The organism is Megasphaera sp. DISK 18 (assembly GCF_001682955.1).
Classification (GTDB): Bacteria; Bacillota; Negativicutes; order Veillonellales; family Megasphaeraceae; genus Megasphaera; species Megasphaera massiliensis.
Genome location: NZ_LUGJ01000016.1, coordinates 1 through 15,324, shown reverse-complemented (window position 1 = coordinate 15,324; position 15,324 = coordinate 1). Strand labels below are relative to the sequence as shown.

Annotated in this window: 13 protein-coding genes; all 13 read left to right on the top strand. The window is 54.5% G+C overall.

Features of this window, described 5'->3' with window-relative positions:
• Positions 1-65: 65 nt before the first annotated feature.
• The 13 genes from recJ to arsB all read left to right on the top strand — a co-directional run bounded on the left by recJ (position 66) and on the right by arsB (position 15,277).
• The gene (gene recJ, locus A0U42_RS03640) at positions 66-2,042 is read left to right on the top strand and encodes a single-stranded-DNA-specific exonuclease RecJ (protein WP_065359927.1); all 1,977 of its coding nucleotides are present in this window, start codon (positions 66-68) and stop codon (positions 2,040-2,042) included.
• Positions 2,043-2,053: 11 nt separating this feature from the next.
• A complete protein-coding gene (locus A0U42_RS03635) occupies positions 2,054-4,258 on the top strand; it encodes a bifunctional (p)ppGpp synthetase/guanosine-3',5'-bis(diphosphate) 3'-pyrophosphohydrolase (RefSeq protein ID WP_044503615.1) in 2,205 nt (734 codons plus the stop codon).
• Complete coding sequence (dtd, locus tag A0U42_RS03630; RefSeq protein WP_065359916.1) at positions 4,255-4,704, top strand: D-aminoacyl-tRNA deacylase; 450 nt, start codon at positions 4,255-4,257, stop codon at positions 4,702-4,704. Before A0U42_RS03635 ends, dtd begins: the two co-directional genes overlap by 4 nt.
• Before the next feature lie 12 nt (positions 4,705-4,716).
• Positions 4,717-5,352 carry an MBL fold metallo-hydrolase gene (locus tag A0U42_RS03625; protein ID WP_065359915.1) on the top strand — a complete coding sequence of 212 codons (636 nt, stop codon included), beginning with the start codon at positions 4,717-4,719 and terminating at the stop codon, positions 5,350-5,352.
• 3 nt (positions 5,353-5,355) lie between these two features.
• Complete coding sequence (locus tag A0U42_RS03620) at positions 5,356-6,435, top strand: AI-2E family transporter (protein ID WP_065359914.1); 1,080 nt, start codon at positions 5,356-5,358, stop codon at positions 6,433-6,435.
• Positions 6,422-6,934: a Fur family transcriptional regulator gene (locus tag A0U42_RS03615; RefSeq protein WP_044503619.1), complete on the top strand. Its 513-nt coding sequence runs from the start codon at positions 6,422-6,424 to the stop codon at positions 6,932-6,934. Before A0U42_RS03620 ends, A0U42_RS03615 begins: the two co-directional genes overlap by 14 nt.
• Positions 6,867-8,390 carry a coproporphyrinogen dehydrogenase HemZ gene (gene hemZ, locus A0U42_RS03610; protein ID WP_255304097.1) on the top strand — a complete coding sequence of 508 codons (1,524 nt, stop codon included), beginning with the start codon at positions 6,867-6,869 and terminating at the stop codon, positions 8,388-8,390. Before A0U42_RS03615 ends, hemZ begins: the two co-directional genes overlap by 68 nt.
• Before the next feature lies 1 nt (position 8,391).
• Positions 8,392-9,657, top strand: a complete 1,266-nt coding sequence (gene hisS, locus A0U42_RS03605) for a histidine--tRNA ligase (RefSeq protein ID WP_065359912.1) — start codon at positions 8,392-8,394, stop codon at positions 9,655-9,657.
• A 7-nt stretch (positions 9,658-9,664) separates the two neighbouring features.
• Complete coding sequence (gene aspS / locus A0U42_RS03600; protein ID WP_065359911.1) at positions 9,665-11,458, top strand: aspartate--tRNA ligase; 1,794 nt, start codon at positions 9,665-9,667, stop codon at positions 11,456-11,458.
• A gap of 132 nt (positions 11,459-11,590) precedes the next feature.
• Positions 11,591-11,902, top strand: a complete 312-nt coding sequence (locus tag A0U42_RS03595) for a helix-turn-helix transcriptional regulator (protein WP_065359910.1) — start codon at positions 11,591-11,593, stop codon at positions 11,900-11,902.
• A gap of 70 nt (positions 11,903-11,972) precedes the next feature.
• The gene (gene arsD / locus A0U42_RS03590; RefSeq protein WP_065359909.1) at positions 11,973-12,449 is read left to right on the top strand and encodes an arsenite efflux transporter metallochaperone ArsD; all 477 of its coding nucleotides are present in this window, start codon (positions 11,973-11,975) and stop codon (positions 12,447-12,449) included.
• A 12-nt stretch (positions 12,450-12,461) separates the two neighbouring features.
• Positions 12,462-14,198, top strand: coding sequence for an arsenical pump-driving ATPase (gene arsA, locus A0U42_RS03585; RefSeq protein ID WP_065359908.1), 1,737 nt, complete (start codon positions 12,462-12,464; stop codon positions 14,196-14,198).
• A gap of 47 nt (positions 14,199-14,245) precedes the next feature.
• Positions 14,246-15,277 carry an ACR3 family arsenite efflux transporter gene (gene arsB, locus A0U42_RS03580; RefSeq protein WP_065359907.1) on the top strand — a complete coding sequence of 344 codons (1,032 nt, stop codon included), beginning with the start codon at positions 14,246-14,248 and terminating at the stop codon, positions 15,275-15,277.
• Positions 15,278-15,324: the final 47 nt, after the last annotated feature.

The window sequence follows — 15,324 nt, the reverse complement described above, 5'->3', positions numbered from 1 at the left end:
GAAAGTGATAAAATAATAATTGATTTATTGATAGTGATTATTCCTGAGAATGAGTTGTGATGCAAATGGAGAAACGATGGCAGTTTGCCCCCTTCGAAGAGGGCCTTACGTCCGCCTTAACCGAACAACTGCATATATCGCCGATTTTGGCCCAAATACTGGCTAATCGCGGCATTGCCGATGTCGAAGAAGGGCGTCACTTTCTCCAGGACACATTGAACGACATGGCCGATCCGTTCTTGATGGACGGGATGGAAACAGCCGTCCGTCGGCTGAAGCAGGCCGTAGAAGATAAAGAGCGCATCGTCATCTATGGTGACTATGACGTCGACGGGATTACGTCGACGTCACTTGTTTATTCAGTTCTTCGGGATCTGGGAGCGTCGCCGCAGTTCTATATCCCTGAGCGGCAGAGTGAAGGCTATGGCCTGAACGAAGAGGCCCTGCAGCACTTAGAGCATGAAGCGGATGTTCTCATTACCGTCGACTGCGGTATTTCATCGTATGAGCTGGTTCGTGAGTTTTCACCTCATCTTGATATCATCATTACCGATCATCATGAGCCGCCGGAGAAGATACCGCCGGCCTTGGCCGTCCTCAATCCCAAGAAGCCCGGCTGTCCCTATCCCTTTAAGGAACTGGCCGGTGCCGGCGTGGCCTACGTCCTTTGCCGGGCCCTCTGGCAGCGCTGCTGTAACGAAGATCTGGCAGGCTATTCGGATCTTTCGGCCTTGGGAACCATTGCCGACCTGGTGCCTTTAATCGGAGAAAACCGCATCATTGTCCGCCAAGGGCTGGAATTGATGAAAAAGGGGCAGCGCACGGGATTGTACGCCTTGCTCCGGGCTTCGGGGCTTGTCGATAAAGAAATCACAGCCGGCCGCATCGCCTTTACGGCAGCGCCGAGATTGAACGCTGCCGGCCGCATCAGCCATGCGACAAAGGGTGTCGAACTGCTCTTAGAGACGGACGACGAAAAAGCGGCGGCTGCTGCCGCGGAGCTCAGTGAACTCAACGCCGAGCGTCAGGACATCGAGCACACCATTGCCAAAGAGGCCATCGCCCAGATCGAAAGCCGGCAGCAGGGAAGGGACGGCGTCCTCATTGCCAGTCATGAAGGCTGGCACGTCGGCGTCATCGGCATTGCCGCATCGCGCCTCGTCGAAAAATACTACCGGCCGGCCTTGGTCATTACCATTAGCGACGGCATCGGCAAGGGCTCATGCCGCAGCATCAGCGGCTTCAATATGTATGAAGCCCTGCAGTCGGCGAAAGACCTGCTCATCCAATTTGGCGGCCATACGATGGCAGCCGGCTTTTCCATCAAGGCCGAAAACATCGAAGGCCTGCGTGAAAGGCTTTTGGCCTATGCCAAGGAGCACATGACGGCCGACGACTACATCCCCTTGGTCCATTTAGATAAAGAGCTGGAAACACAGGACGTCTCGCTGGACATGATTGCCGAGCTCTCCTCGTTAGAGCCTTACGGCATGGGAAACAGCCGGCCCGTCTTTTCCCTGCGGAATCTGACCGTCGAAGAAATCCGGCCCATCGGACGGGATAAGCAGCACGTCCGGATCGTTGCCGGCGGTCCTCATAAAACAAGGCTCAGCGGCGTTGCCTGGTCCCGGCCGGATCTTTGCGATGCCATCGTCGAAGGCGATATCATCGACGTCGCCTTCCATCTCGAACGCAATGATTTTAACGGAACGTCGTCGCCTCAGCTGGTCGTTCAGGACGTCCACGTCTTGAATAAGGAGGTCACCCTCAACCGGACGGTCATGGTCGATATCTACATGGCCCTGAAGAAACTCCTGCCCGAATGGGGGATGCCTGTTTGGCAGGTCCGGCGCCGCATGGCAGCCTCTCAGGCCGACCGCTACGACGTCCATACCATTTACGCGGCCATCGTCGTCCTTCGGGAAATCGGCGTCCTCAAAGTGCGCCAAGATGACGACGGCCCGGTCTATTATTTTCCTATCCTTGCAGGGAAAATGAATCTTCATATGTCCCCGACGTATGAATTGTATTGCAGGGAGTAAGGAGGTTTTTTATGGGAGAAAGAATTCAAGATGCCGAATTCAGGCACCTCATCGATACGATACACTCGTACCTGCCACAGGCAGACTGCGAAGATGTAACGAAAGCATATCATGCGGCAGAAGAAGCCCATAAGGAACAGCATCGCGTCAGTGGGGAACCTTATATCCTGCACCCCCTGGCGGTGGCCCAAATTTTGGCCGACATGAAAATAGATACGACGACGATCACGGCAGCCTTGCTCCATGACGTCGTAGAAGACACAGCCTGTACCCTTGAAGACCTGCGCCAGGAGTTCGGCCGCGAAGTCGCCTTTCTCGTCGACGGCGTTACCAAGTTAAGCCGTCTCAATTACCGGACGAAGGAAGATCAGCAGCTCAACAGCATGCGCAAGATGTTTTTGGCCATGGCCAAAGACGTCCGCGTCGTCGTCATAAAGCTTGCCGACCGCCTGCACAATATGCGGACCCTGCGCTATATGCGCAGCGACAAGCAGAAGCGGATCGCCCAGGAAACCCTGGAAATCTTCGCGCCCTTAGCGCATCGCCTGGGTATTTTTAACATCAAATGGGAGCTCGAAGACCTGTCCTTCCGCTACCTTGAACCGGATAAATACTACGACCTCGTCGATCAGATGAAACAGAAGCGGCACGTCCGCGAAGAAATCGTCAACGAAGCCATTGACGTCCTACGAAAAGCCCTCGACGACGCCCACATCCACTGCGAAATCAACGGCCGGCCCAAGCATTTTTACAGCATTTATAAGAAAATGAAAAAAGATAACCGCGACTTGAGCCAGGTCTATGATCTCTTTGCCATCCGGGTCATCGTCGACGACGTCAAGGACTGCTACGGCGTCCTGGGAATCGTCCACAGCTTGTGGAAACCCTTGCCGTACCGCTTCAAGGACTACATCGCCATGCCTAAGCCCAATAACTACCAGTCCCTGCACACGACGGTTATCGGGACCCGGGGACAGCCCGTTGAAATCCAAATCCGCACCTGGGAAATGCACCACATCGCCGAATACGGCGTCGCCGCCCATTGGCGCTATAAAGAAGGCAACCAGACGGCGAATAAGGACGCCTTCGATGAAAAGATGGGCTGGCTGCGCAACCTCCTGGAATGGCAGGATACGAGCAACCCCCAGGAATTCGTCAACGCCTTAAAGCTCGATGCCTTTTCGGACGAAGTCTTCGTCTTTTCTCCGCGAGGTGACGTCATCGACCTGCCCCAGGGGGCCATTCCCATCGACTTTGCCTACCGCATCCACACCGACGTCGGCCACCGCTGCGTCGGCGCTAAGATCAACGGCAAGATCGTGCCTCTCGATTACCGTCTGAAAAACGGCGATATCGTTGAAATCATTACATCTAAGACGGGAAAACCGAGCCTCGACTGGCTCAATATCGTCGGCAGTTCTGAAAGCCGTTCGAAGATCCGCAACTGGTTCAAGAAAGAAAACCGTGAGGAAAATATCGAAAAAGGTCTCGAAGCCTTAGAGCGGGAATGCAAACGCCTCAATCACGACTGGAAGACCTTAAACGTCGGCGGACGGCTGGGCCGGGTAGCCAAGCAGATGAACGCCGGCTCGGAAGACGATTTGGCAGCGGCCGTCGGTTACGGCGGTTTTGCCGTCAATACGGTCCTCATCAAACTCCTGGAATTGCAGAAGAAAGATTTGCAGAAGCAGGAAGAACAGAACACCAGCCTGGTCATGCTGGAAAAACTGAAACCCCGCAAGCCGGTCAAACACAGCGGCACGGGCATCTTGGTAAAAGGGGAGCCGGGTCTTCTCGTGCGCCTGGCCAAATGCTGCAGCCCCGTGCCGGGCGATCCCATCATCGGATTCATCACCCGCGGCCGCGGCGTCTCGGTCCACCGGGCCGATTGTCCCAACGTTACCCACGGCCAGAGTGACGTCGACCGCTTGATCGATGTCGAGTGGGATTACGAAGGCGATGAACGCTTTGAGGTCAACATGGAAATCGTCGCCTACGACCGCACGGGCATCATGGCCGAAATCATGGCCGCCTTGGCAGAAATGAAAATTTCCATCTTAAGCATCAATGCCAAGACCAGCGATACGAAAAACGTCGTCATCCACATGGGCATCAGCATCAAGGACTTGGCTCAGTTTGAATTCATTACGACCAAGATCCGCCGCTTGAAGGATGTCTATGCCGTAGAACGTTATACAGGAGGAAGCATGCAATGAGAGCCGTCGTACAAAAGACGCTGACATCATCGGTCACCTCAGACGGCGTCCTCGTCGGAAAAGCGGCCGAAGGCCTTACGGTCCTCCTCGGCGTCTCCGTCGAAGATGATGAAAAGGACGCCCTGTACCTGGCCGATAAGATCGTTCACCTGCGAATCTTTGAAGATGAAGCGGGGAAACTGAACGACTCCCTTCTCGATAAAGGCGGTGACATGCTGGTCATCTCTCAGTTTACCCTCTATGGAGATGCCCGCCACGGCCGCCGCCCAAGTTATACAGAAGCTGCCAAACCGGAACAAGCCGAAGCCTTATACACCCGATTCGTCGAAGCTGTACGCTCCTTTGGAGTCACGACGGCGACGGGCCGCTTCCGGACCCATATGGTCGTATCCCTCGATAACGACGGGCCGGTTACCATTTTATTGGACAGCCAGAAAAATTTTTAAGGAGGAATCGACATGAGTATGCAATATATCAGCATGGAACTCGGACCGATCATGACCAACTGCTACGTCGTCTATGACAGCGACACGAAAGAGGCCATGGTCGTCGATCCGGCCTGGGATTACAACGCCATCGACCGGGCCCTGTCCCGCTATGAGCTGGATCTGAAATTCATCTTCCTGACCCATGGTCATGCCGACCACATCGGAGCCTTACAGGAGCTTCGCCAACGCAAGAACGTACCGGTCTACGTCGGTGCCGGCGATGCCGGGCTCATCTCTAATTCGCATCACAACCTGTCCATGTTCATGGGACAGCCCATTGAATGCACGTCTGCCGATCACTTAGCCAAAGACGGCGACGTCATCAGCCTGGGAACGCTGCGCTTCAAGGTCTTGGAAACGCCGGGCCATACGCCGGGCGGACTCAGCCTCTATGGAGAAGGCGTCGTCTTTTCCGGCGACACCTTGTTCCGCTATTCCGTCGGCCGGACCGATTTATACGGCGGCTCGTCCGATATCTTACTGGACAGCATTGAAAAGAAACTCTTGACCCTTCCTGACGATACGGTCGTCCTGCCCGGCCACGGCCCGGCGACGACGATCGGCGACGAACGGATGGGCAATCCCTTCTTGGATGGAGGCTGGTAAGCCATGATTACCTATAAGGAAGCAGAATTTTGGATGCGGGTTACCCTGGCTGTCCTGGCATTGGCCCTGTTTTTAACGGTCCATGCCATCTACTGGCCGGCCATCGTGTCCCTCATTCTGACCTTTATCCTTATGCCCATACGCGATGGCATCATCAAAGTGTTTCTGCGCCTTACAGGGCGCAAGATGCCGGTGAGCATTGCCATCCTTATCTCCTTTGTGGTCTTTATTTTCCTGGTGACGGTCATTACCAACATCATCGTCAAGCCTTTAGTGGTCCAGACGAATTTGTTGGCTGCCAACTTCAGCAATTTAGTCAATCGGACGGCGGACCTGGTCATGCAGCTTGAAAATGAACAGACCCAGCTTTACATTCCGGACCAGGTCAAGCGGATCATCAACGATGCCTTCGCTAAGGTCAGCAATTACGGTATCGACGGCATTACCAATCTCCTGCAGTCGGTCTTCGTCATTGCCGGCACGGTCGTCGAATTCTTCGTCGTACCCATCATTACCTTCTACTTCATGAAAGACGGCAGCCGCATGGTCCGGACCTTTGTCGGCATCTTTCCGGCAGGCTACCGCGACCACTTGGCGTCCCTCTTTCTGGAAATCCAGCACGTCCTGAGCCGTTACATCCGCGGCCAGATCCTCATGAGCTGCATCATTGCCGTCCTGACGTTTATCGGCATGTGGGTCCTGGGCGTGCCCTATCCGATGGTCATCGCCCTCTTGGCGGCCATCACCGAATGGATACCCATCGTCGGGCCAATCGTCGGCGCGGCACCGGCCATCCTCTTGGGGGCGTTAATTGACCTGTCCCTGGCCTTGAAGGTTCTCATCTTCTACGTCGTCATTCAACAGATCGACAGCCACCTCATCATGCCCCAGGTCATGGGTGCCGTTATCAAACTGCATCCCGTGGTCATTGTCATAGCCCTGCTCATCGGCGGGACCCTCTTTGGCATAGCCGGCATGATCCTTACCGTCCCGGTGACGGCAGTTTTACAGATTCTCTGCAAACATCTGTGGTTTTACAATACCTATAGAGAAAAGGCGATGAATAAAAATGGAAACCAATAAAAAAGAAATCATGGATACCATGATGAAACGCATGAAAGATAAGATTAAATTCAAAAAATATAAAATGACGTCTCAGCGGCAGATCATCCTTCGGACCTTCGTCGAAAGCCCGATTCGCCATATGAGCGCCGAAGAAGTCTTTGAACTGGTCAAAAAGAAGGCCCCCGATATCGGCTTGGCGACGGTCTATCGGACCCTTGATTTATTCACTCAGATGGACCTCCTCAAAAAGCTCGACTTCGACGACGGCTGCAGCCGTTACGAATTGAACGACCGCGACAATGAAGGCCACTACCATCACCACCTCATCTGCCTCGGCTGCGGAAAAGTGTGGGAATGCGAAGACGACCTTCTGGAAACGCTGGAAACGATTTTGGAAAAACAGCTTCACTTCCATACCGTCGACCATCAGCTCAAGGTCTACGGCTATTGTGAAGAATGCCAGAAGAAGCGCGACGCCGAAGCAGAAGCCGAAGCGGCTGCGAAAGAAGCGGAATAAGATGTCTGTAAAGACCTATACGTACTGCGGTCCCGAAAGCCTGCATTCCCTCGTCGGCCAGGTCATGGCCTCCCTGGGCTATGTCGGCGGTCGGGAAAGCCGCGACGTCGGAGCTGCCATCACCTTAAGGGACGATGGCAGCCATCTTTATGTCGGCTGTACCTTTACGGAAGGTGGGCGGTCGTGGTCTTCTGAAATCGGCCTCTTGGCGAAAGACGATCCGCGAAAAATCGTCAAAGACTGCCTCCTTCACTGGCACCAGCGTTTTACCGGTCACGGCCCCGGTCCGTGGGGAACCCTCATCGGCGTGCGGCCGACGAAACTCGTTCACCATCTCTTTGACCAAGGCTTTGATGAAAAGGGTGCCGAAAAGGTGCTGACCGATGACTATGACGTGGCTGATAAGACGGCTAAGGACCTCGTCGCCATGGCAAGTCTCCAGCGTCCCTATGTGACCGACCGCGGCCGGAAGATTGCCCTCTACGTCGGCATCCCGTACTGCCCCAGTCACTGCCTGTACTGCTCCTTTCCGTCACGCCTCATCGGCGGGGAAGGGGAGGACGGTCTCACGGCTTTTCGTGACGCCATGCTGCGCGATTTTGATGACTTGGCAGCCCTTTGCCGGGACTATGATCTTGACGTGACGTCCCTCTACGTCGGCGGCGGGACACCGACCTGTCTGCCGATATGGGTTTTGCAGCCCCTCATGGAGCGGCTGGCCCGAAATTTCCCCAGCGTCCGTGAATGGACCGTCGAAGCCGGCCGGCCCGACACGGCCGAAGAAGGCGTCCTTACGATGCTCAAGGACTGCGGCGTCAATCGCATCAGCGTCAATCCCCAGACGATGCAGCAGCATCTTCTCGATGCCTTGGGGCGCCGCCACAGTGTAGACGATATTTATACCATGTATGAGACTTGCCGCAAGGTCGGATTTTCCGTCATCAACATGGATTTTATCGCCGGACTTCCGGGGCAAACCGTAGGGGATATGCAGGAAAATATGGAAATAGTTTGCAAACTGCACCCGGAAAATGTTACAATTCATACGTTAGCATTAAAAAAACGGGCACCTCTATTCCATCACGACCTGCGGGAAAAAATTCCGCCGGCTGACGTGACGGGCCGCATGGTCAGCCTTTGTCAGTCTGTTTTGGCAGGCGGAGGCTACGTCCCTTATTATATGTACCGCCAGAAATACATGGCCGCCAGCTTTGCCAATGTCGGCTACGCGCTGCCGGGCACGGTCAGTGCTTATAATATCGAGATGATGGAAGAACGGCAGTCTGTCTTGGCAGCCGGACCGGGCGGGGCGACGAAGTTCCTCGGCCGCGACGGTCATACGCTGGAAAAAGTATATATGCCGAAAGATGTCAATACATACATTCAGGCGCTGGACGACAAAATGGCTCGGCGCCGCCGTTTGTGTGCTATCGTATACGGAGGAGAGGATATTTAAAATGGCTATTACTGCACCGAGAGGTACGCAGGATTTCCTGCCGGAACAGACGGCGGAATGGCAGTGGCTGGAAGCAAAGATTCGGCAGATCTGCTCGCTCTATGGTTTTGGCGAAATCCGTACGCCTATGTTTGAAAGTACCGAATTATTTTTACGGGGTATCGGGGAAACGACAGACGTCGTTACCAAAGAAATGTATACCTTTGAAGACCGCGGCGGCCGCAGCATGACCTTGCGTCCGGAAAATACGGCATCTGTCGTCCGGGCCTTTCTCGAGCACAAGCTCTACGGCGAACCGCAGGTCCATAAATTGTACTATATGGGGCCCATGTTCCGTCATGACCGCCCCCAGGCCGGCCGCTACCGCCAGTTCACCCAGTTCGGCGTCGAAGAAATCGGCTCCAAGGATCCGGCCGTCGATGCAGAAATCATCGCCATGGCCTTCCAGCTCTTCCGGGAACTGGGCCTTACGGACCTCGTCCTGCACCTCAATTCCGTAGGCTGCCCGAAGTGCCGTCCCGTTTACCGCCAGAAACTGCTCGATTTCTTCGCCGATAAGAAGGATCAGCTCTGCGACGACTGCAACTCGCGTCTGGAAAAGAATCCGCTCCGCGTCCTCGACTGCAAAGAAGACGGCGAAAAGATGATGAAAATGGGCGTGCCTTTGATTACGGATAATCTCTGCGATGAATGTAAGGAACACTTCCACAAAGTCCAGGAATATCTGACGGCCATCGGCATTCCCTTTACCCTCGACCCGCGCTTGGTCCGCGGCCTCGACTACTATACCAATACGGCCTTTGAAATCATGTACGCTCCCTTGGGCGCACAGAGCACGGTCTGCGGCGGCGGCCGCTACGACGGCCTCATCGAAGAAGTGGGCGGTCCGTCGACGCCGGGCATCGGCTTTGCCATCGGCATGGAACGCTTGCTCCTGACCTTGAAGGAACAGGGCCTCATGCCGCCGATGGATGCCAAAAAGCCGGTATTCATCGTCGCCCTCGGCGATGCGGCCAAGACCAAGGCCTTTGAACTCCAACAGGCTCTGCGCCAAAAAGGCTTCTATGCTGAAATCGACCTCTTGGGCCGCAGCATGAAAGGCCAGATGAAGTCGGCCAACAAACTGAATGCCGATTACACGGTCATCATCGGTGACGATGAATTGGCCAACGGCGCTGCCATGGTCCGCGATATGGCCAGCAAAGAACAAGTCAGCGTTCCCCTTGATGGGATTGTTGCATATATGGAAACACACAAGAAGGGATGATTTACTCATGGATACAATGGAAGGTTTACACCGCTCCCACTACTGCGCTGAAGTAAGCGAAGCGGATAAGGGCAAAGAAGTCGTCTTGACCGGCTGGGTTGAACGCCGCCGTGACCACGGCGGATTGATTTTCATCGACCTCCGCGACCGCACGGGCATCGTACAGGTCGTCGCTTCTCCGGATTACGAACAGGCTTCTTTCGATAAGGCAGAACAGGTCCGCACGGAATACGTTCTCGTCGTCCGCGGCGTCGTCCGCATGCGTGACGCCGATACGGTCAACCCCAAGATGAAGACCGGCACGATCGAAATCCGCTGCGAAGAACTGCGCATCCTCAACTCGTCGAAGACGCCGCCGTTCTACATTGAAGACAACATCGACGTCGACGAAAAGATTCGCCTGAAATACCGCTACCTCGACCTTCGCCGTCCGGAAATGCAGAACAACCTTATCATGCGCCATAAAGTAAAGCATGCCATGCGCACCTTCTTGAACGGCCACGGCTTCATCGATATCGAAACGCCGGAACTGTGCAAGAGCACGCCTGAAGGCGCTCGTGACTACCTCGTACCGAGCCGCGTCAACGAAGGCAAGTTCTACGCACTGCCCCAGTCGCCGCAGATCTTCAAACAGCTGCTCATGATCTCCGGCATGGACCGTTATTACCAGATTGCCCGCTGCTTCCGCGACGAAGACCTGCGTGCCGACCGTCAGCCGGAATTCACCCAGCTCGACATGGAAATGTCCTTCATGGACCAGGAAGAAATCCTGACCTTGGTTGAAGAAATGGTACACTACATCTTCAAAGAAACCTTGGGCCACGACGTCCAGCTCCCGATTCACCGCATGACCTGGGACTATGCCATGGAAAACTACGGCTCCGATAAACCGGACCTGCGCTTCGACATGAAATTTACGGACGTAACGGAACTCGTGAAAGACACGGACTTCAAAGTCTTCCGCAGCGTCATCGATAACGGCGGCCAGGTTAAGGCCATCAACGTCAAAGGCGACGCCGACATTCCCCGCCGCGAACTGGACGGCCTCGTCGAATACGTTAGCCACTACGGCGCCAAAGGTCTCGCTTGGATCGGCTTCCTCGAAGACGGCACCTTGAAATCGCAGATCAAGAAATTCTTCGGCGAAGACAAACTCCTTGAAATCGGCAAAGCCTGCGGCGCTGAAAAAGGCGACTTGGTCCTCATGATCGCCGACAAACCGAAGGTCGTCGCTGCCGCTCTCGGCGAACTGCGTAAAGAAATGGCTCGCCGCATGAACCTCATCGACGAAAACCAATTCGCCTTCACGTGGGTCGTCGACTTCCCGATGTTCGAATACAGCGAAGAAGAAAAACGCTACGTTGCCATGCACCATCCGTTCACGGCTATGCGCGACGAAGATTTGGATAAACTCGAAACCGACCCGGGTCACGTCTATGCCAAGGCCTATGACCTCGTACTCAACGGCATCGAACTCGGCGGCGGCTCCCTGCGTATTTACCAGCCCGACGTCCAGCAGCGCGTCTTTAAAGCCATTGGCCTTACGCCGGAAGAAGCAGAACAGAAATTCGGCTTCCTCCTCCGTGCTTTCGAATACGGTGCACCGCCCCATGGCGGCCTGGCATTCGGTTTGGACCGCATGATCATGCTCATGCTCAAACGCAAGTCCATCCGCGACGTCATCGCCTTCCCGAAGACCCAGAACGCCATCGACCCCATGAGCGAAGCTCCGTCGACGGTTGCATTGAAACAGCTGCATGAACTTCATATTCAGGTAGAAGAAGACTTAGTCAGCAAATAAGTTTATACCATAAAATAAAAGAGAGGCTGTCCTAACGGATGGCTTCTTTTTTTGTATATAGATTGACAAATATCAATGTGAGAATTATACTGTTTATAGATTGATACATATCAATATGAAAGGGAGAGAGTCATGGAAGAAAAGGAAGCCATTCGCGTATTGAAAGCCTTAGGGGATGAAAAGCGGCTGCGTATTTTGTCGCTCTTGCGCCAGGGTGAACGCTGTGCTTGCGTCCTCTTAGAAGACCTGAATCTGTCGCAGCCGACCTTATCGCACCATATGAAGATTCTCTGCGATGCCAATCTCGTCACCGGACGCAGAGAGGGGAAGTGGGTCTACTATTCCCTGAATGCCCGGCAAGGGGAAGCCTTGCAGCAGATGATCGGCGATTTGATGAAACCTTCCGGTGACGCGGCTCCCGATGACAGGGACCGCTGCTGCTGAAGCCGGCGGTTTTTGCGATTCAATATATTGATAGATGTAAATGTATAAATTTATTGAGGAGGCTTTTATCATGAAACAGATGGAAATTTTTGAACAAGCGATGTGCTGCCCGACCGGTCTCTGTGGCCCGTCTATTGATCCGGAATTATTACGCCTGTCGGCCGTGCTTGAAACCTTGAAGGGGAAGGGCATCGTCGTCGGCCGTTATAACTTGTCGAACGACCCCATGAAATTCGTCCAGACCAAGGCCGTTACCGACTTTCTTCAGAATCACGGCCCGGAAGAGCTGCCCTTGGTCCTCGTCGACGGCGCCGTTCAATTTTCCGGCCGCTATCCGACCAATGAGGAGTTTGCCCATATCCTCGGGTTTGATGTCGCCCTGTTAAACGATGCGGCCCAAGCCTGCCAAGATACGTCCTGTGCTGATGGCGGCGATTCCTCGTCCTGCTGCTGCGGAGGCGATGCCGGTGCGGATACCTCTTGCGGTGACGATACAGGCAGTGATACGTCATCCTGCTGCTGTGGTGACGGCAGTTCCTGCTGCTAAGGAGACATGATGATGACTTTATATAATCCGTTAGCCGTTGTCCGTACGAAATACCTCTTTTTGACCGGGAAGGGAGGCGTCGGTAAGACGTCCGTTGCCTGCGCGACAGCTGTTGCCTTAGCCGATGCCGGGCGCAAAGTGCTCCTCATCAGTACCGATCCGGCGTCGAACTTGCAGGATGTCTTCTCTATGGAACTGAGTGATAAGGCGACGCCCATTCCGGAAGCCGCCAATCTGTCCGTCGCCAATTTAGATCCCATTCAGGCGGCAGCCGCCTATCGAGAAAGCGTCGTCGGCCCGTACCGCGGCCTGTTGCCGGAAGCGGCCCTGCGCAATATGGAAGAGCAGTTGTCCGGCTCGTGTACCGTCGAAATTGCGGCCTTCAATGAATTTACTCGCTTCCTGACCGATGGCGAAATCAGTAAAGATTATGATCACATCATCTTCGATACGGCGCCGACCGGTCATACCCTGCGGATGCTGCAGCTGCCGTCGGCGTGGAGCCAATTCATTCAAAAGAGCAAGCACGGCGCGTCCTGCCTGGGGCAGCTGGCCGGCTTGGAATCAAAAAAAGAAGTATATAAACAAGCCGTCCGGACCTTGGCTGACGAGACAGCGACGACGATGCTCCTCGTAGCCAGACCAGACCTGCTGCCCCTGAAAGAAGCCGGTCGAGCCTCGGCAGAATTGGAGGCTCTCGGCATTTCAAATCAAGTTATCGTCATCAACGGCAAGCTCACAGCTTGGGACGATGACCTTACCCGCAGCCTCTATGAAAAGCAGGAGTCGGCATTGAAATCCATTCCGGAACTGCTCCCGGCGCTGCCGATTTTTGAAATCCCCCTGCGTTCCTACAACGTGACCGGTCTCGACCATGTACGGGCCCTGCTCAAGGGAGAACTGGCCGAAGGGGAAAGAGGAACTGACGAGATGAAACCGGTCAGCCCTCTTTCGTCGGTCATCGATGACTTAGAACAAAAGGGCCGCAAAATCATCTTTACCATGGGCAAGGGCGGCGTCGGTAAGACGACCGTTGCGGCGGCCATTGCCATGGAACTGGCCCGGCGCGGCCACTGCGTCCATCTGACGACGACCGATCCGGCAGCCCAGGTGGACGACATCGTCGAACAGACGGTCGGTCTGACCATAAGCCGCATCGACGAAGCCGAGGCTTTGCAGCAATATCGCAAGGCCGTGTTGGACGAAGCCAAGGCCAATGGGTTGGGTCAATCGGATCTGGCCTACATCGAAGAAGACCTGCGCTCGCCTTGTACTCAGGAAATCGCCGTCTTCCATGCCTTTGCCGATATCGTCGATCAGGGGAATGACCAAATCGTGGTCATCGATACGGCGCCGACCGGTCATACCCTGCTTCTCTTAGAATCGACGGAAAACTACGATAAGGAAATCCGCCGGACCCGCGGCGTGACGCCGCCGTCGGTACAGCATTTACTGCCGCGCCTTAAGAGCGACGATACGGAAGTGGTCATCGTCACCCTGCCGGAAGCGACGCCGGTCTATGAAGCGCAGCGCCTCGAAGAGGACTTGAAACGGACGGAACTTCACTGCCGTTGGTGGGTCATTAACAAGGCCTTTTGTAAGGCCGGGACGACGAGTCCACTGCTTCAGGCCAAAGCCAATCAGGAAATCCCCTGGATCAATACCGTTCATGACCACACCAAGGGCCATGCGGCTTTGATTCCTTGGAAAGCCGATGAAGTGCGCGGCTCTATGTTAGAAAACTTATAAGCAGTCGGTGTCGATACGTCGGTCATCGGCTTGCGAGGAGGCATGTCATGGATCATGAACAGGCTGGAAGTATCAGCTTTTTCCAGCGATATTTAACGGTTTGGGTATTTCTTTGTATGGTGGCCGGCGTCATTATCGGCTATACCATGCCGGCTGTACCTTCCTTTTTAGATACACTGCAGGTCATGGGGATTTCCATTCCCATTGCCGTCTTGATTTGGATTATGATTTATCCGATGATGATGAGCGTCGATTTTAAACAGATTCGGGCTATTGGTCGGGAACCGAAGGGCCTCTTTGTCACTTGGGCGGCCAACTGGCTCATCAAGCCTTTTACGATGTATGCCATTTCGTACTTCTTCTTGTACATCGTCTTTGCCGCCTGGATTCCTACCGATTTGGCTCAGGGCTATTTGGCCGGTGCCGTCCTTCTCGGGGCAGCTCCCTGCACGGCCATGGTCTTTGTCTGGAGCGCTCTGACCAAGGGCAATCCCGGATATACCGTTGTCCAAGTAGCGACCAATGATTTGATTGTCCTCCTGGCTTTCGTGCCTATTGTCAAATTTCTCTTAGGCGTGTCCCAAGTCGTCGTTCCTTACGGCGTCCTCTTTATGAGCGTCTTCCTTTTCGTCGTCATCCCTTTGGCTGGCGGCATTGCGACTCGGGTCCTTGTCGTCAAGCAGAAGGGCCTTGATTATTTTGAACAGCGTTTTATCCATAAGTTCGATTCCCTTACGACGGTGGGGCTGCTCTTGACCTTAGTCATTATTTTCAGCTCCCAGGCTCAGGTCATCTTGTCCAATCCCATTCATATTCTGCTCATTGCCGTTCCCCTTATTTTGCAGACCTTCTTCATTTTCTTCCTTGCTTACGGGGCCTGCCGATTGCTGAAACTGCCCTTTGACATTGCCGCTCCGGCAGGGTTCATCGGGGCATCCAACTTCTTTGAACTGTCGGTGGCCGTGGCCGTCGCCCTCTTTGGCGTGACCAGCCCGGCCGCCTTGGCGACGACGGTCGGCGTCTTGACCGAAGTCCCGGTCATGCTGACCTTGGTCCGCATTGCCCTGGCGACCAAGTAGATTGGATTTTGACATGAAAAAGGACTCTATGAAATTTCATAGAGTCC